Raw genomic sequence first — 17,066 nt, forward strand, 5'->3', positions numbered from 1 at the left:
TGGAAAGCGCCCGGAATCCAAGGGGTTGCCCGGGCTTGTGGCCAACGGTGCGAGCCCCCGCGGTGGGAGGCGCCTCCCTCGGAAAAGCCACCCGCCAGGACAGCGGTGTCAGGGTACGGCGGCCCTGCGGGCGGACACGGACGGTGCGCCCATCATCGCGTCCACCTCGGCTTGCACCGCGCGAAGGAAGGCGGCGCGGCTGAAGCGCTCGGCCTGGGCGCGGGCGTCGGCGGGCTGGAAGCCAGGCTCCCACTGCTCGAAGCGGCGCACGGCCTCCACCAGCGCATCGGGCGTCTGCTCGTCGAAGAAGAGGCCCGTGCGGGGGCTGACCGTCTCCAGCGCCCCACCCCGCCCGTAGGCGATGACGGGGCGGCCACTGGCCTGGGCCTCCAGGGGGACGATGCCGAAGTCCTCCTCGGGCGTGAAGATGAGGGCACGCGCGTCGCGGTAGAGGCCGGCGAGCGCCTCGTTGGGCACGGGGCCGAGGAAGCGGATGTGGGAGGGCAGCGGCCCCGAGGTGAGCTTCGCGGCCTCCTGGCCGGTGCCCACCACCCAGAGCGGGGCGTCCAGGTGGCGGAAGGCCTCCAGGGCGATGTCGAGCCGCTTGTAGGGGGCGAAGGCGCCTAGCCAGAGGTAGTAGCCGCCCTGGCCGAGCCCCTCGAGCGGGTGCTGGCAGAAGCGGTCCAGGGCGATGGGCGGGTACACCACGGAGGCCTCGCGGCCCCAGAAGCGCTGCACCTTACCGGCGATGTGCTGGCTGTTGACGAGGATGCGGTCCACCCCGGCGGTGCTCTCGCGGTCCCACTTCTGGAGGTAGGGGCGCACGGCATGCGCCGCCACGCGTACGGGCAGCGAGGCGCGCCCCGGCCCGAAGTAGTCGTCGAAGAGGTCCCACATGTAGCGCATGGGCGCGTGCACGTAGGCGAGGTGCTTCGCCCCGGGCGGCTTGCGGATGCCCTTGGCCACACAGTGGCTGGAGGAGACGACGAGCTCGTAGCCCTCCAGGCGCATGGACTCGATGACCTGGGGGAGGACGGGGAGGAAGTGGCGGTAGAGCTTGTGGATGCGCGGAATGCGCTGGAGGACGGAGGTGTGGATGGGCCGCGACTCGATGCGCGGGTGCACGACGCCGGGGCGGTGCACGAGGGTATGGATGTCCGCCTGCGGGAACAGCTCGCACAGTGCCTCGAGCACGTGCTCACCGCCGCGCTGGGTGACGAGCCAGTCATGGACGAGGGCGACCTTCACGGGCGGGCCTTGTACCACCGCCGGGCCCGCTTGCCGACAACCAGCCAACCGAGCCCCCCACTCCGCTGCGTGCGTGTGGTAGTGGCTCCCCCGTGGCGAGCGTCCTCATCGATCTGCGGATGGTGCGTGGCCGGCTGCACGGCATCGCGCGTTACGCGCTGGAGCTGGCGAGCCGGCTGCCGGAGCTGGCCCCGGACCTGAGCTTCAGCGGCCTGACGGGCCCGGAGGGGCTGCCGGCGGGGCTGGGAGCCCTCACGCCGCGCATCCCCCTGCACCGCTGCCCGGTGGGCTTCCTGTCGCCACTGGAGCAGCCAGCGCTCGCCGCCTCGCTCGTCCGGCTGGCGCCCGACCTGTTCCACGCGACGTCCTTCTCCGTACCCGCGCTGTGGCCTGGGCGGCTGGTGGCCACGCTGCACGACGCCAACCACTTGGTGTTGTCGGCGGAGTACGGCCCGGGCCGTCGCGCCTACTACAAGCTGGTGGTCGGCCCGAGGGCGAAGACGGCCCGGGCGCTCATCACCGTCTCCGAGTTCTCCCGCACGGAGCTGGCGAGGGAACTTGGCCTGTCGCCCTACCGCCTGCAGGTGATTCCGAACGGGGTGGACGCGCGCTACCAGCCGTCGACGGCCTCGGAGCTGAAGGACTTCCGCGAGCGCCGGGGGCTGCCGCCACGCTTCTTCCTGGCGGTGGGCAATACGAAGGCCTTCAAGAACCTGGGGATGCTGGCGGAGATAGCCCCATCGCTGCCGGTGCCCATCGTGCTGCTGGCGGGCAAGGGCGCGGTGTGGGAGCTGGGCTTCCCGGAGTCGACGATCGAGCTGGCGGACCTCCCCGAGGACGACATGCCGCGCCTCTACGGGGCGGCGACAGCGCTGTTGATGCCCTCGCGCTACGAGGGCTTCGGGCTGCCGCCGCTGGAGGCCATGGCCTGCGGCACGCCGGTGGTGGCGGCGAGGGCCACATCGCTGCCGGAAGTGGTGGGCGAGGCCGCGCTGCTGCTGTCCCCGGATGACGCGAACGCGTGGCGGGAGACGGCGTTGAAACTGCTGCGAGAGGATGCCCTGCGCCGCGAGCTGTCGGAGAAGGGCCGCGAGCGCGCCGCGCTCTTCAACTGGGAAGACTGCGCGCGGCGGACCCTGGCCACCTACCGCCGGGCGCTCGAGTCGCGCTGAGGCCCGCCCGTACACAGGTCACCGGAAGGTACATGCACTCCATGAAAACGATTCCGGCGCCACGGAGGCTCTGCGCCGCGGTCCTCTGTCTGCTGTTTGCTTCCTGTACCGCCACCCGCTACCCGGTCCCTGCACCTACGAGTGCCCAGGAGCTGGCCAGGTCTGTGCTCGTCATTGAAGAGTCTCCGAACGGGCAAGTGCGCCACTCCTGGAAGCCCCTCACGGACTTCGACTTGACGAACTATCCCTACCACGCAAGCCACGGTGGACTTGCTGGAAGGCTCGTGCGCGTCGCGACGTCGTCCGCCCATTGCGATTCCAAACAGAGCATGTGCATCAACCTATGCACGAGCAGCCCCAGACCCATCCCGATCGAAGGGGTCAGGTACCCTAGCTACCAGGGGTCATGGGCGAAGAACAGGGGCCGCTGGTGTGAAAGCACCTGCACGAATTTCTATCAGATGTGCCTCAAGGGGCGGGGACCCTGGGCCCAGCAGCAGGCTCGAGAGTTCACGCGGGTGGACCTCGCTGTTGAATGGCTCAAGGTCCATCGGGAAGAAATCGTAACGGGCACCCTTGTCGTCATCGCCGGGGTGGCTTTTGTCGTCGCGGCTGGAGGTTCGGGAGGAGGTCTTCTTTTCTTTGTGCCGCTCCTGGCCGTGGCCTCGGCAGACCCGGTGTCGGAACTGCCCGCTGACTCACGATTCGCCGAGGTACTGATTGTCAATTTTTGACCTCCTCAATGAAGCGTTGCTCTTGATTGGCAACCTGCAGCGAGCGGCTGAATCCACTGGGAAGGGGGAAGAGGCCGCCCTCTGGCAGCACCTGCGCGAGCACTGGAATTTCACCGTCACAACCGGCCAAGTGTACGTCTTCGAGGACTACCTCGCCGGCCTCGACCCCGCGCGCACCTCCTACGTGAGCACGGCATTCAAGGTGCGCGCGGACGCGATGCCCCAACAGGCGATGGCCATGCTGCTCCGGACCCTGGATGAAATGGCGGAGCCAGAACGGAAACGGCAACTTCTCATCCTCATCGATCTGCTCAACTTTATCGCGGCCACCGATCAACAAGAGGCTCTCGCACGCTATCGCGAGGATTCTCGTTCCGGTGGTCCTCTACCCGTCCTCGCCTTTTTCGATACTCGCGAGGAGGCGGATGCATGGCTGAACCGCCTCGCGGCCCCGCCCAGCTATGGCCATGTGATGATTGGCGACGAGTATTACGAAATCTGGTACTCACGCGAGGACAACGTTCGTGAGTTGCTGCGCGGCTATTTGATGGAGTATTTCCTTGAGGATTTCGAGTCGAAGCCCCTGCCTTCCCCCGCCGCGTCGTTCAACACTCGCGAGGAAGCCATGGAGTGGCTGGCGAATCACCCCGCCTCTCCAACGGCCCTGGTGACCATCGCGGGTGAATACTATCACGCCGTGTATCACAAGAAATTCAACCGCCACACCCTGCACTCCCTTACGCGTTTGAGAGAGGAGAGGGAAAGAATAAAGGCCGAACAGCAACAGCAGGAAGACGAAGAAACAGAGCCCTCCGAGGATTGAAGGAAGACATGCCCGAGCAGCTCAAGAACTTCTTCGACCCAAGTGTGGTGAAGCGCATCGCCGCCATGCTGCGTGGCGCCCACCCGTCCTTCCCGGAGCAACGCTTCCTGGCCGAGGCCACCGACGGACTCGGGACCCACGAACTCCTCGGCCGTGCCCGTCACATCATGCAGGCGATGCACCGGGCGCTCCCCTCTGACTTCGAGCGCGCCGCCGGAATCCTCCTGCGCTCGCTCGGGCCCGAGCACGAACGCCAGGAGCTCCAGGGCATGGGGGTGTTCATCTACATGCCTCACACCATGTACGTCGCGGAGCACGGGCTCGGCCATTTCGAGACGTCCATGCTCGCTCACTACGAGCTCACCAAACGCTTCACCGCGGAGTTCTCCATCCGCCCTTTCCTCGAGCGCTACCCTCGCGAGACCCTGGAACGCCTCCACCAGTGGGCCGGAGATCCGAACGTCCACGTCCGGCGGCTCGTCTCGGAGGGCACGAGGCCTCGGCTGCCCTGGGCCTCCCGGCTCCGCTCATTCCAGGAGGATCCGCGCCCGGTGCTCGCGCTCCTCGAGCTGCTCAAGGATGACCCCGAGCTCTACGTCCGCCGCTCCGTCGCCAACAACCTGAACGACATCGGCAAGGACCACCCCGAAGTCCTCGTGGACACCTGCGCGCGGTGGAAGGACGGTGCCTCACCGGAGCGCCTGTGGATCATCCGCCACGCGCTCCGCTCCGCCGTGAAGCGCGGGGACTCACGCGCCCTCTCGGTGCTCGGGTTCCGTGGCGGCGGAGAGTTGGAGGTGACGGCCGAGTTCCACCCCAAGCGTGTCCGGCTCGGCGAGAGCCTCGGACTGACCCTGTCCGTCACCAACCGCGCGAAGACACGTCAGCAGGCCGTCGTCGACTTCGCCGTGCACTTCATCAAGGCGAACGGCTCGGCCAGTCCGAAGGTCTTCAAGGGCGCCAAGGTCGATCTCCTCCCCGGGGCCTCCTGCACCCTCGAGAAGTCGATCTCCTTCGCCACGATGACGACGCGCAAGCACTACGCGGGCACGCACAAGGTCGAGGCGCTCGTGAACGGCCGGGCCACGGACCTGGGGAGCTTCACCGTCATTGGTTGAGGTCCTCCGCGCTCCGGGCGCGAACGCGAGCAACTGGTCCAACAGTCGGACCAGTCGGAGCCTCTCGGGGCCGGAAGGGGGCAAAGGGTTCAACCCGGGTTCACCCAATACCCTCACCCCGTCCCTCTCCCGGAGGGCGAGGGGAAATGGCCGTGGTTGTCAGCGCATGTTCCCAGGGGTACGCCTTCGCGGCCCTATCTGAAAGGGCTCAGGAAGCCGCGTGGTGCCCGCCAGCGGCGCCAGAGAAGGTCGCCGCGGCCACGGTCCGCTCCAGTTCCTCCGGGTTGAGGCGGAACCAGCGCGCCACGAGCAGCACCTCCTGCGCCTCGTGCGCCCGCAGGCCGATCGTCGCCGGCTCCGGCCGCTCGAAGACCTCGCCCACCGTCGTCTCCAGCGCGAGCCGCTCGTGAGGCGTGCGCGGGGCGGCCATCTCGGTACGCACGCTCCCCCGCCGGATGACGTAGGCCCGGTCCTCTCCGTCATGGCCGGGCACCGTGTAGACGAAGGACAGCCGCTCCACGAACTGGCCGATCTCGAGCAACTCGGCCTGCACCCGCTCCAGCGTCTCCGCACGGTCCCGCAGCTCGGCGGCGTACTCGAATTGGAGGCGCCGGGACGCGACGCTCATGCGCTCGCGCAGCAGGGCGAGCGGCTGCTCCGTCACCCCATTCAGGAAGTCCCGCGCCTGGTCGACGCGCGCCACGTACTCGGTGCGCGTGCAGCCGCCGGCACACGGCGACAGGCAGCGCCCCACCTGGCCGCGAATGCAACGCGGGTCGTCCTTCAGCCGGAAGAGCTCGATCTGATCCGCCAGCCGCATGGGCGTGTCCGAGGCGCAGTCGCGCAACTCCAGCAGATCACTCACCGCCCGCACCGCCTCGGTGGCACCCTGCCGCCCACGGAGCGGACCGAAGTACTCGGCCCCATCGTTGATGACGTGGCCCACCACCAGCAGCCGCGGCACGGCCTCCCGCGTCAGCTTGATGAAGCACAGCGAGTTGTCGCGCTTGTGCTGCACGTTGAAGGGCGGCCGCCAGCGCTTGATGTGCCGGAACTCCTGCAACAGCGCGGCGAACTCGCTCGGGGCATAGTCCCACTCCACCCCGTGCGCGTGCCCGATGATCTCCGCCCCCTTCTCCCCACGCTGGGCCCGGAAGTAGGAGAGCAACCGCGTGCGGACCTTCACCGACTTGCCCACGTAGAGCACCTCTCCCGAGGGGCCCCTCATGCGGTAGACCCCGGGACGGTTCTCGGCGCGGGCGCGGACATCCTCGCGGAGTTGTTCGAGACGGTGTGCGCTCATGCGGCGAATGACCCGGTCTGGAAACACCCCGGGCCGCTGAGCGTATAGCGCTCACGCGACACACACCCGGGCACCCAGAACCCACGCTCGATGCACGGCCGCGGAGCGAGCGGAGGAGCCAGCCCTCACCGGGCGCCCCGCAATCCCTCACGGCACGCGCGTGAAGCGCTGCACGGTCTCCAGGAGCTCGGTGATGTCGAAGGGCTTCCGCAGCACGGCGGTGACGGACGGATGCGACACGTCCGAGCCGCTGATGGCCACGACGGGCACCTCGCCCAGATTCAGCTCGGTCCTCATCCGCTCCAGGAAGGCCCAGCCATCCAGCCGGGGCATGTAGAAGTCGAGCAGCACCATGCCGGGCCGCAGTCCACCCGCCAGCCAGTCGAGCGCCTGGGCGCCATCGCTCGCGCAGGTCACGCGGTACCCCTCCCCGGCGAGCACATCCTGGATGATCTCGCGAAGGTCGGTCTCATCCTCGACCACGAGGACGGCGGGAGAAGGAACGGGCATGTGCGAGCGTGACTAGACCAGCACGCCCCCCGGGAACAGGGAACATCCGCCCGGTCCGCCCAGGAGGATCCGCCGGGTGCTCAGCGCTCCTCGAACATCGCGCGCACGACACGCCAGACGAGCTGCACGTCCCGTCCGGAACGGTTGGACAGGAAGTCGCAGATCTCCGCGACCCGATCGGACTTCTCGCGCTCGAAGGTCTGGAACAGCGTCTTCAAGGAGACGTCGAGCCCCTCCGTCAGCTTGGCCAACGTCTCGAGCGAGGGGGAGAACCCACCCCGCTCGATGCGCCGGATGGCATCGACCGACAGCCCACTGCGCTCCGCGAGTTGCTCCTGGGTGAGCTTCTGGGCGGTCCTGAGCCGGCGCAGGTGGGTGCCGAAGCGGAGGTGCAACTCGCCACCATCCGCCAGCTTGTTCTTCTCGTTCTCCATACTGCGCGGATGATTGGGAGGGCTCCTCACGATGTGAAGGGCGGATGTTCACGGATGGACCCTGCTTTTACGCTCGGCGTTGCAAAATCCACCCGCTCCCCTCCCCGTGTGTGAAGCACCGGCTCAGTTCTGGCCGAGCTTCTCCTTCATCCGCTCGATGCCCTTCTTGTAGGCATCGTGCTGCTTGTGGCTCAGCGCGGACTGGAAGTTCTCCAGCGCCTCGGCCCACTTCTGCTCGCCTTCGTACACGCGGGCGATGTTGTAGAAGGAGCTCGCCTTGATGGTGGCCGCGGCCTTGCCCGACGCCAGGGCAATGGCCTTGCGGTTGGCCCACAGGGCCTCGGCGTTGCGGTTGAGCTTCTGGTACGCGAGCCCCAGGTTGCTGTACGCCTGCCCGTGCTCCGGGTTGTTGGCGATGGCCTCCAGGTACAGCGACACGGCCTCGTCGAGCTTGCCCTCGTGATAGGCCTTCTCGCCCTGCTTGTTCTGCGTGTCGGCGAGGCGCGTCTGGTCCACCGACACCTCGGGGACGGACTGGAAGCCGCCGCCCTGGATGAGGCCCTGCATGAAGGTGCCCACCTTGTCGCGGTCCTTCACGTCGGTGAACTTGTTGATGTCGTAGAACTCGCCGTTGTCACCGATGCCGAACACCACCCAGACGTTGCCGGCCTTGGCCTTGGGCGGCGTGAAGGTGCGCACCAGCGAGGAGCCCACGTAGACGAACACCTTCGCCTGGCTCGTGTTGGAGAGCGTCATCGAGCCCTGCTTGTCGCCCTCGGTGTAGTTGTGCACGGCGTAGAGGTACTTCACGCCGTTCTTCTTCTTCTCCAGCGTCACGGTCTCCGGGCCGTAGCTCGTCGTGTCGTCCACGTCCAGGTTGGCCAGGTCGCCCTGCTTGGCGGAGTAATAGACGTGCGTGGAGGGGTGGACCAGGTGCGAGTCCAGATCGGCCGGCTGCGCGCCCCAGTTGAGGACGATGCGCATGCCGTCCAGGTTCTGCATCATCACCGGGCTGATGGCGTACGACAGGCCATCGCACGGGCACTTCACCACCAGGTTCGAATACCCGTCCTTCTTGACGATCAGGCTCACCGAGCCGTCATCGGTGCCGCCGAAGGGCTTGTCGAACCGCACGGTGCCGTCCGCCGCCGTGGTGCCCTTGATGGACGACTCGCCATTCTTCTGGGCGATGACCTCGGCCCCGGCGATCTTCTGATCCTTCACCGTGGCGCTGAGAATCTGGACCTTGATGCCGTCCGCCGCCATCGCGGACACCGGCACCGCGCACCCCAGAGAGAACGCCAACGCGAACAACCGCTTCATGTCTGCTGCCCCCGAAAAGAGAAGTAAAGCGGGGGCAGTCTACGGGTCTCCCGGTGGAGCGTTCAAATCCAGACACGCTCCGTCGGGAAACCGGCGCTCACGGCGTCACTGGTCGTCGCACGGCGTGCCCAGGCGGGCACCGGTGTAGACCCCCAGCTCGTTGTAGATGAGCGGCAGGTTCTCCTGGATGGGCACCGCGCGCAGCTCGATCTTCTTCTTGTTCTCGAGCCACGTGGAGGAAGCCGCGCGGTCCAGCACCAGCCGGAGCTCGCCCTTCTTGGTGGCGAAGATCTCTCCCTCCGAGTCGGAGACGATGTCCGTCATCTTCTGCTGCTGCAGGTTGCCCTTGGGGCCGATGAAGACGCGGAAGTTCCGCTCCTCGGCCGGCTGGAAGCCCCGCTCCACCAGGTAGTAGCGGCCCTGCTGGTCGCGCAGCAGCGCATAGGGCACGTACTTCTGCGGGTTGGGCTCGATGGTGGCCTTCTGCACCAGCTCCTGGGCCTTCTCGGACTCGAGCAGCGTGAACGGGATGGTGCGCTCGCCGCAGCGGACCGCGCAGGTCTGCTTCTCCTCGCTCAGCTCCACCTCCGAGTACACGCGCATGTCGAGCCCACGGAACGAGGGGTTCATCGTCTTGTTGAAGAAGCGCGGCTCGAGGAAGTGGTAGCCGGAGAGCACCCAGGGCGGAGGCGCGACCTGGACGAGCTTCTTGCCGTCGCCGTAGGCCAGCTGCACGGTCTGCCGCTCGTGGGGCATCAGCGCCACGTAGTGCCCCTTGTTGTCCGTGCACACGCGGATCTTCTCCAGGCGCAGCCGCTCGGTGAGCTTCTCGCCCTGGCCCCGCGCGGACTCGAGGTTGTCCGTGAAGTACTTCGTGGCGAACGCCTCCTGGTTCGACGCGTCCTTGGCGGTCGTCCAGGCGACGCGGCCCGCCTGCACCTCCAGCTTCAGGGCGTCACCGAAGCGGCAGGAGACCTCCTTCACCTGGGCCTGGATGGCCTTCTTCCCCTCGGCCGTCGCGCACAACGACTCCAGGGCGGTGAACGGGCTCTCGCAGTAGGAGGCGATGCTGTACGACTTGAGCAGCTCATCCGGGATGCTGTTCCAGTCGATCGCCACCGCCGCCGAGGTGCCGCACGCGGTGTTCATGGACTTCACCGGCTCGGCGAGCGCCTTCTCGGCCTCGGCCATCTCGGCCTTGCGGTCGAACGCCATCATCTTGGTGAGCGTGCCATCCGCCTTCTGCTTCTGGTGGAGCGCGTACACCTCCTCGCCCTTGAGGGCCTTGGTGCGATCGTCATCGTAGGACACCGTGATGCCGTCACGCTTGCCGGGCAGGTTGAGGGTGTAGCTCCTGGTCCCTCCGCCAGCCGGGCGCACGATGAGGGTGGAGAAGCTCCGGCCCCGCAGCTCGGTGGTGTAGTAGACGTAGTCGCCCGTGTCGTTCACGTCGTAGGGGAGCACCTTGCCATCGAGCTCGCTCCCCGTGCCCTGCACGCGCAGCAGGGCCTTCTTGCTCTCCACGGGCGAGAGCGGAACGACCGCCACCAGTTCCCCTTCCCGGCCGGAGAACACCTTCCCCGCTTCCACGGGCGCCGCCGCCCGGGCAGGGACCGCACACAACACACCTACCGCGATGAACATCGCCAGAACGGCTCTCACATCTGCCTCCTGTGGGGTGCGCCAGGGCCCGCACGGAGCGGGCGTGAGCGCTTGGAACTAGAGCTCGATGTCGTACTTCGCGCAGAACCTGGTGACCTTGCTGCGCTCCTGCGGGGACATCTTCTGCTTGCCCTCGCGCCACTTCGCCTTGGCGCTGGAGAGATTCCCCTGGCGGCAGTAGGCGCGCGTGAGCACGGAGAACGACGCGGAAGTGACCTTCTCCCGCTGGCTGGTGCGGGCGAGACGGATGGCCTCCTCGACATCGCCGTCATTCAGCGCGCGCTCCGCCTCCTGGAGCTGATCGCGCACCTCCTCCGGCACGTCCTCGCTCGCGGACGGGCGCGTGGCCGGCTTGCTCGCGGTAGCCACGGGAGCGGTGGGTGCGGAGGTGGCCGCGATGGGCTCGGGCGCTGCAATGGGCTCGGGAACGGCCAGGGCCTGCGGCTCCGCGGGGGCCTCGGGAGCGAGATTCGCAGTGGGAGCCGCCACCGCCAAGGGAACGGGCTCGCCGCTTGCGGAGCCGGGAGAGGAACGGGTGGCGAACCATCCGCCCAGGGCCACGAGGGCGAGGACCAGCACGGCCGCCCCCGCCAGCATGCCCGTCCCCGGTCCCGAGCGAGCGAGAGCCGTCGGCGGCGCGCTGCCCTGGACAGCCGCGGGCACGGGGACCATGGCCGGGGCAGGAGATGCGGGAGCGGGGCTCGCCGGTAGCGGTTGCGCTACGGGAGCCGGGAAGCGCGCCGTGGACGAGGGCACATGCGTCGCGGCAAGACCTCCATCATCCGCCACGGGAACCGGCTGCACCGGGGAGCTGCCCGAGGACGAGGGCATGAGCGTCGCGGCGAAGCCAACGTCATCCGTCGCGGCGGCGGCCGGAGCCGCGAAGCGCGCCGTGGACGTGGGCATGTGCGTCGCGGCGAATCCTCCAGCATCCGTCGCAGCGGCGGCAGGCGCACCGAATTGCGCCGTGGACGCGGGCATGTGCGTCGCGGCGAATCCTCCATCATCCGCCGCGCTGGGAGGCACGGAGGCCGCCCGCGAAGAGGAGAATGAGGGCACCGCCGCTCCGGCGAGCGACTGGAGCGGGCTGCCGGTCAGCTCGGCGATGAAGGAGCCGACATCCGGGTAGCGATCCTGCGGGCTCTTCGCGAGCGCCTTCTCCACCGCGCCGAGGACCCGCGAGGGGACGTCCGGGCAGAGGGAGGCCAGGGGCTCGGCCTGCCCGTGGACGATGCGGAAGACGACCTGCACGATGCTGCCACCGTCTCCGGCGAACGGCGGCCTGCCGGACAGCAACTCGTAGACGATGCACCCGAGCGCGAAGATGTCGGTGCGCGCGTCCACCTCGCTGTTCTTCCCCAGGGCCTGCTCGGGCGCCATGTACTGCGGCGTGCCGATCAGCACGGCGTCCTGCGTCTGGAGCGTCTGCGAGTCGAGCATCTTCGAGATGCCGAAATCGAGCAGCTTCACCCGCTCGGCCACCACGCCCCCGGAGTCGGTGGGGACGAGGAACACGTTGGCGGGCTTGAGATCGCGGTGGACGACTCCGGCGCGGTGGGCCGCCTGGAGGGCCGAGCACACCTGCCGGGTGATGGCGAGCGCCGCGTCGACCGGGAGCGGGCCGCGCGACAGCCGTTGCTCGAGGCTCTCGCCGCGCAGGTACTCCATCACCAGGAAGGGCGTGCCGTCCTGCAGGGTGTCGAAGTCGAGCACCTCGACGATGTTCGGGTGGCCGAGCTGGGAGGCGATCTCCGCCTCGCGGCGGAAGCGCGCATACAGCTCCGGGTTGAGGCTCGCGCTGTTCTGGAGGACCTTGACGGCCACCAGCTTGCCCGGGAGCCGGCGATGGCGGGCCAGGAAGACCGTGCCCATGCCTCCCTTCCCGAGCAGCGAGGTGATCTCGTACGTGTCCCGCAGGACCGCGCCCACGCGAATGTCACTGGCAGCCGGTTGAGTCATGGAGGCAGGGGGCCACGCTGGGGGCCCGGGCCCATGACTTAGCCCGCTTCGAGACCCTTCCGCCAGTGCCCCTCAGGCGCGCCGGGGCGCCCCGCAGAGCCCCGCGCCCAGGATGAGCACCAGGGCCTGTGAGGCCTGGACGTGGAAGAGCGGATCGTGCAGCAGGGACAGCAGGCAGAAGAACACGAGGGCCCCGAGCGCGCCCAGGCCCTCGGGCCGGTTGCGGGGGAGGCGCCAGGCCAGCCAGCCGAGCAGCAGCACGAAGAGGAGCGCGCCCGGCACGCCCGTCTCGGCGGCCATGCTGACGAACTGGTTGTGGGACTTGCCCGGGTGCTCGCGCGCCTGGTCGGGCATGTCCGGGGTGGCCCAGAGGCGGGCCTGGAAGCGTCCCGGGCCCACGCCGGAGAGGGGGTGCGCGCGCACCGCGCACAGGCCCGTCTCCAGCAGCGCGGACCGGCTCCCCGAGCCCTTCTCCGTGGAGCTGTTGAGGAAGCGCTCGCGCATGGGCCGATTGAGGGCCAGCGTCAGCACGGCCAGCCCCAGCACCGCGGCGCAGGCGGGCAGCGCCACGCGTCTGGGCAGGCCGAGCAGCACCACCAGCCCCATCACCGCCACCAGGGCCACGCTCGCCGCCCGGGCGTACGGGAAGAGGCCCACCGAGACGAGCCCCACCGCCGCCACCACCAACGCCGCCGTCCGCCGCCGTCCCTTCAGGTGCAGCCCCACGCCCAGCGCGAAGGCCACCGCCATGCCGCCGATGTGCGAGAACTTCAGCCGGTGGAACAGCAGGCCCCCGGCCATGAAGCGGTTCTCCGTGCCGGGCACGGCCTCGTAGACGCGCTCGAACGACAGGCGCATCCAGCGCAGCGGCTCCAGGGCCTCCTGCGAGGGCCACGCGCCGAAGTGCTGCAGTCCCGCCACCGCGCACGAGACGAGGAACACGCCGCTCAGCACCCAGGCCAGGCGCATCCGCCGCGCCTCGGACAGGTGGCCGATCGCCATCGCCGCCACGGGGATGCCCACGAAGTCCAGCAGGCGCGCAACGCCCGTTCCGCTCGGCCGGTGTCCGGACAGCGCTGGCACCAGCAGCGCCCAGGCGAGGAAGGCCACCAGGGGCCACCAGGCGCGCAGCGCGCCGCGCACGGTGACACCGCCCTGGCGTGCCGCCACCAGCGCGACCAAAGCACACGCCACGAGCCCCACCGCCGCGAGCGCCTCCAGGAACAGGCACCCCACGCCCCACAGGGCCAGGCACACCAGGAACCAGCGCTCGAGCACCTCGGACCGGACGTCGTTCACGTGCCCCTGCCTCCCAGACGGCCCTCACCGCGCAGCCACAGCAGGGCCGCGGCCACCGACAGCAGCGCGACCGGCAGCCACGCGGCCACCGGGGGCGACAGCCGCTCGGAGAGCGCCAGCGTCCGCGTCACCACCATCAGGCCCCACATCGTCACGGAGATGAGCAGGCCCTCGACGATCGCCACCGTCATGTGTCCCTTGCGTCCCGGGCGCAGGGCCAGGCCCACCGCCAGCATCGCCGCGGGGAAGCTCGCCAGCGGGTGGGAGAAGCGGTTGTGGAGCACGAGCGAGAACTGCCCGGTGTCCAGCCCCACCTCTCCTCGCGAGCGGATCTGCTCGCGCAGCACCGGGATCCGCATCTGCTCGGGCCGGCCGGGGCGGATGCGGAACGTGTGCGCGGTGACGCCCAGGTCGTACTCGGCCTCCGCCGCCTGGCGCACCTGGGACTTGCCGTCCTTCGTGAAGGAGCGCTCCACCACCCCGCCCAGCAGCCAGCGGGTGCCCTCCACCGGGCGCATCGTCTGCGCGTCCAGGCGCCGCGCCAGCCGGAACTCCGGCGTGACGGTGAGGATGGCCACGTTTTCGAAGCCCTCCTGTGCGCTGCCCCGGCGCAGGTAGAAGATCTGATCTCCCTTGCGGAACCACTGCTTGGGCGAGTGGTACACGCCCCAGTCACCCCAGCGGTTGAAGCGCTGGGTGGTGATCTCCTCCACGCGCTGGGCCGCCTTCACCACCACCCACTCGTCGAAGGCGATGAGTCCCACGCAGGCCAGCCCCACGCACAGCGCCACCGGCAGGTAGAGGGCATTGGGGCCGAAGGTGAGCGAGCGCATCGCCGTCACCTCGCCGCGCTTGCGCAGGGAGGACACCGCGGTGCCCGCCGCCAGCAACAGCGCCACGGGCCCGAGCTGCTGCGTGGCCACCAGCGCCTTGTTGGCATACAGCAACACCACGTTCCACAGCCAGCCCTCGCCGGTGTACTGGCGCGCCCGGTCCACGAAGTCCACCACCAGGAAGATGGAGAGCACGGCGGCGAGGATGCCCACCGCGAACTGGAGGTACGTGCGGACCACGTAGCGGAAGAGCGTCCCTCTCACCGCACCGTCCCCGCGCGGCTGACGCGGTACATGGCCACCAGGCCCACCGCGCAGAAGATGATGTTGGCCATCTGATTGGCCAGCGCCAGCGGCAGCCGGTCCTGCAGGCCCAGCTGCTCGCAGAAGCGCATCAGCAGGTGGTAGGCCACGTAGCCACCCAGACACAGCAGGTAGCCCCACGCACGTCCGCCCTGCCTGCGCCCGATGGCCAGCGGCGTGCCCAGCAGCGCGAAGGACAGCGGCGCGAGCGACTGCCCCAGCCGGTTGTACAGCGAGTTGAGGAAGGGCTTGGGATCTCCCCCGGTGCGCTCGGCCTCGTCGGCGGCCTGCAGCAGCTCGCCCGGCGTGAGCTCCTCCTTGGGTGAGCGGAAGCGGTTGCGCCGCCCCATGGAGCCCTCCACGCCCACGGCGATCTCCGCCTGCTGGAAGGTGACGACGGAATAGGACTCGGAATCCTGGTTGGCCCGGTGCGCCTCGCCATCGCCGAGCTCCAGCGTCAGCACCTGCCCGGCGCGGTTGGTGTTCACCTGGCCCTTGCGCGCGAGCATCAACAGGGGCGAGGACGGCTCCCGGTCGTCGTGCAGCAGCACGTTCGTCCAGCGGCGGTCCTCTTCGTTCACCGTCTCGGCGTAGAGGGTGAGGTTGGACAGGTCCTCGTAGAAGACGCCCGACTTCACGTCGCCCACCACGTTCTTCTTGATGAGCTCCGCGACGAAGGTCTTGATGCTGGTGAGGCCCCACGGCTCGGCGGTGGAGGTGATGAGCACCATGAGCGCGGCGAGCACCACGCCAATCGCCAGCGGTCCCGCCAACAGCTGCACCGGGCCGATGCCGAGCGCCTGGAGCGCGGTGAGCTCCCGGTCCTCGGACAGCCGGCCCAGGCCCAGGAGGATGGCCAGCAGGAAGGCCACCGGCAGCGCCATCATCAGGAAGTGCGGCGCGAGGTAGACGATGAGCTGCCCCAGGTCCTCCAGCGACACGGACGAGCCGAGGATGACGTCCGAGCCCCGCAGGAACTGCATGACGAAGAGGAGCAGGAACAGGAAGGCCACCCACACCACGAGGGGGATGACCAGTTCCTTGAGCAGATAGCGGGAGAGCAGGCTCACGGCGTCACGTCACTTCATGGCGGGCGCCCGCAGCCCCTTGGCGCCGATGTCCCGGCGGAAATGCATGCCCTCGAAACGGAGGTGGGCCGTGGCGGCATAGGCCTGGGAGCGGGCCTCCGCCAGGTCCGCGCCCCGCGCGCACACGGTGAGCACCCGGCCACCGGCCGTGAGCCACGCCCCGCCCTTCTCCTCCACGCCCGCGGCGAACACCGGGCAGCTGGCGGGAACCGCGTCGACACCCTCGATGCGATCGCCCCGCCGCGGCGTCTCCGGGTAGCCCTGGGCGGCGAGCACCACCCCCACCGAGGCGCCGGGATGCACGGCGAGCGGGCGTTGCTGAAGCGTGCCGCGCGCACACGCGTCCAGCAGCGGCAGCACGTCCTCCGCCAGCTGCATCATCAACACCTGCGTCTCGGGGTCACCGAAACGCGCGTTGAACTCGAGCACCTTGGGCCCATTGCGCGTCAGCATCAGCCCCGCATACAGCGCACCCCGGAAGGGGATTCCCCGCCGCCGCAGCGTCGCCAGCGTCGGGGCGATCACCTGCTCGCCCACCGCGGACAGCTGCGCGTCCGAGAGGAAGGGTGCCGGTGCGTACGCACCCATGCCGCCGGTGTTGGGCCCCGTGTCGCCCTCGCCCACCCGCTTGTGGTCCTGCGCGGGCGGGAGCAGCACGTAGCGCTCGCCGTCGCACAGGGCGATGACGGACACCTCCTCGCCCTCCAGCAGCTCCTCCAGCACCATCCGCTGGCCCGCGCTGCCCATGGCGCCCACCGCACGCACCGCCTCGCGGGCGGCCTGCGCGTCCTGCGCCACGATGACGCCCTTGCCCGCCGCCAGCCCGTCCGCCTTCACGACGATGCGGCCCTGCTTCACGGCGTAGGCCTCGGCCGCGGCCACGTCGGTGAACACCTCGAAGCCGGCGGTGGGCACGCCCGCCTCGGCCATGATCTCCTTGGCGAAGGCCTTGGAGCCCTCGATGAGCGCGGCCCCCGCCACTGGACCGAAGCAGGGAATGCCAGCCGCGGCGAGCGCATCCGCCACGCCCGCCACCAGCGGCGCCTCCGGGCCCACCACCACCAGGTCCACCTGCTCCCGCCGCGCGAGCGCCACCACCTCATCGGGTGCCTCCGCCTTCAGCGGCACGTTGGTGGCCACGCGAGCGGTGCCCGGATTGCCCGGGCCCACCAGCAGCTTCGTCAGCTTCGGGCTCTGGGACAGCTTCCACGCGAGCGCGTGCTCTCGCGCGCCAGAGCCGAGCAGAAGGACCTTCAC

The 17,066-nt window shown here is 69.1% G+C and carries 15 protein-coding genes; 4 read left to right on the forward strand and 11 right to left on the reverse strand.

Going from position 1 to position 17,066, the window contains the following annotated elements; all coding sequences use genetic code 11:
• Positions 1-108: 108 nt before the first annotated feature.
• The gene (locus NR798_RS30495) at positions 109-1,248 is read right to left on the reverse strand and encodes a glycosyltransferase (protein ID WP_375766033.1); all 1,140 of its coding nucleotides are present in this window, start codon (positions 1,246-1,248) and stop codon (positions 109-111) included.
• A 119-nt stretch (positions 1,249-1,367) separates the two neighbouring features.
• Between NR798_RS30495 and NR798_RS30500 the strand changes: the two genes are divergently transcribed.
• The 4 genes from NR798_RS30500 (at position 1,368) to NR798_RS30515 (ending at position 5,095) form a co-directional block, all read left to right on the forward strand.
• Positions 1,368-2,420, forward strand: coding sequence for a glycosyltransferase family 4 protein (locus tag NR798_RS30500; protein WP_375773845.1), 1,053 nt, complete (start codon positions 1,368-1,370; stop codon positions 2,418-2,420).
• 518 nt (positions 2,421-2,938) lie between these two features.
• The gene (locus NR798_RS30505; protein WP_375766034.1) at positions 2,939-3,154 is read left to right on the forward strand and encodes a hypothetical protein; all 216 of its coding nucleotides are present in this window, start codon (positions 2,939-2,941) and stop codon (positions 3,152-3,154) included.
• A 22-nt stretch (positions 3,155-3,176) separates the two neighbouring features.
• Positions 3,177-3,977, forward strand: a complete 801-nt coding sequence (locus NR798_RS30510) for a hypothetical protein (RefSeq protein WP_375766035.1) — start codon at positions 3,177-3,179, stop codon at positions 3,975-3,977.
• Positions 3,978-3,985: 8 nt separating this feature from the next.
• Positions 3,986-5,095 (forward strand): DNA alkylation repair protein, encoded by a 1,110-nt coding sequence (locus NR798_RS30515; protein ID WP_375766036.1) that lies wholly within the window; start codon positions 3,986-3,988, stop codon positions 5,093-5,095.
• A 208-nt stretch (positions 5,096-5,303) separates the two neighbouring features.
• On the opposite strand, the gene NR798_RS30520 is transcribed toward NR798_RS30515, so the two are convergent.
• The 10 genes from NR798_RS30520 to purD all read right to left on the reverse strand — a co-directional run bounded on the left by NR798_RS30520 (position 5,304) and on the right by purD (position 17,066).
• Complete coding sequence (locus NR798_RS30520; protein WP_375766037.1) at positions 5,304-6,398, reverse strand: nuclease; 1,095 nt, start codon at positions 6,396-6,398, stop codon at positions 5,304-5,306.
• A gap of 147 nt (positions 6,399-6,545) precedes the next feature.
• Positions 6,546-6,908, reverse strand: a complete 363-nt coding sequence (locus tag NR798_RS30525) for a response regulator (RefSeq protein WP_375766038.1) — start codon at positions 6,906-6,908, stop codon at positions 6,546-6,548.
• Positions 6,909-6,988: 80 nt separating this feature from the next.
• On the reverse strand, positions 6,989-7,342 hold the full coding sequence (locus NR798_RS30530) for a helix-turn-helix domain-containing protein (RefSeq protein WP_375766039.1): 354 nt from the start codon (positions 7,340-7,342) through the stop codon (positions 6,989-6,991).
• A gap of 123 nt (positions 7,343-7,465) precedes the next feature.
• Positions 7,466-8,665 carry a tetratricopeptide repeat protein gene (locus tag NR798_RS30535; RefSeq protein WP_375766040.1) on the reverse strand — a complete coding sequence of 400 codons (1,200 nt, stop codon included), beginning with the start codon at positions 8,663-8,665 and terminating at the stop codon, positions 7,466-7,468.
• A gap of 105 nt (positions 8,666-8,770) precedes the next feature.
• Complete coding sequence (locus NR798_RS30540) at positions 8,771-10,327, reverse strand: hypothetical protein (protein WP_375766041.1); 1,557 nt, start codon at positions 10,325-10,327, stop codon at positions 8,771-8,773.
• 57 nt (positions 10,328-10,384) lie between these two features.
• Positions 10,385-12,286 (reverse strand): protein kinase, encoded by a 1,902-nt coding sequence (locus NR798_RS30545; RefSeq protein ID WP_375766042.1) that lies wholly within the window; start codon positions 12,284-12,286, stop codon positions 10,385-10,387.
• A gap of 72 nt (positions 12,287-12,358) precedes the next feature.
• On the reverse strand, positions 12,359-13,585 hold the full coding sequence (locus tag NR798_RS30550; protein WP_375766043.1) for an O-antigen ligase family protein: 1,227 nt from the start codon (positions 13,583-13,585) through the stop codon (positions 12,359-12,361).
• Positions 13,582-14,682 carry an LptF/LptG family permease gene (locus NR798_RS30555; RefSeq protein WP_375766044.1) on the reverse strand — a complete coding sequence of 367 codons (1,101 nt, stop codon included), beginning with the start codon at positions 14,680-14,682 and terminating at the stop codon, positions 13,582-13,584. Before NR798_RS30555 ends, NR798_RS30550 begins: the two co-directional genes overlap by 4 nt.
• Positions 14,679-15,791, reverse strand: coding sequence for an LptF/LptG family permease (locus NR798_RS30560; protein ID WP_375766045.1), 1,113 nt, complete (start codon positions 15,789-15,791; stop codon positions 14,679-14,681). Before NR798_RS30560 ends, NR798_RS30555 begins: the two co-directional genes overlap by 4 nt.
• Before the next feature lie 9 nt (positions 15,792-15,800).
• Positions 15,801-17,066: a phosphoribosylamine--glycine ligase gene (purD, locus tag NR798_RS30565; RefSeq protein WP_375766046.1), complete on the reverse strand. Its 1,266-nt coding sequence runs from the start codon at positions 17,064-17,066 to the stop codon at positions 15,801-15,803.

Origin of the sequence: Archangium gephyra, from assembly GCF_042230915.1 — a bacterium.
Taxonomy (GTDB): Bacteria; Myxococcota; Myxococcia; order Myxococcales; family Myxococcaceae; genus Archangium; species Archangium gephyra_B.

What these genes read in the sequence shown, in the direction of transcription:
- NR798_RS30535 (WP_375766040.1), bottom strand. Translation starts at nt 8,665, where the DNA reads ATGAAGCGGTTGTTCGCGTTGGCGTTCTCTCTGGGGTGCGCGGTGCCG.
- NR798_RS30515 (WP_375766036.1), top strand. Translation starts at nt 3,986, where the DNA reads ATGCCCGAGCAGCTCAAGAACTTCTTCGACCCAAGTGTGGTGAAGCGC.
- NR798_RS30545 (WP_375766042.1), bottom strand. Translation starts at nt 12,286, where the DNA reads ATGACTCAACCGGCTGCCAGTGACATTCGCGTGGGCGCGGTCCTGCGG.
- NR798_RS30500 (WP_375773845.1), top strand. Translation starts at nt 1,368, where the DNA reads ATGGTGCGTGGCCGGCTGCACGGCATCGCGCGTTACGCGCTGGAGCTG.
- NR798_RS30520 (WP_375766037.1), bottom strand. Translation starts at nt 6,398, where the DNA reads ATGAGCGCACACCGTCTCGAACAACTCCGCGAGGATGTCCGCGCCCGC.
- NR798_RS30530 (WP_375766039.1), bottom strand. Translation starts at nt 7,342, where the DNA reads ATGGAGAACGAGAAGAACAAGCTGGCGGATGGTGGCGAGTTGCACCTC.
- NR798_RS30525 (WP_375766038.1), bottom strand. Translation starts at nt 6,908, where the DNA reads ATGCCCGTTCCTTCTCCCGCCGTCCTCGTGGTCGAGGATGAGACCGAC.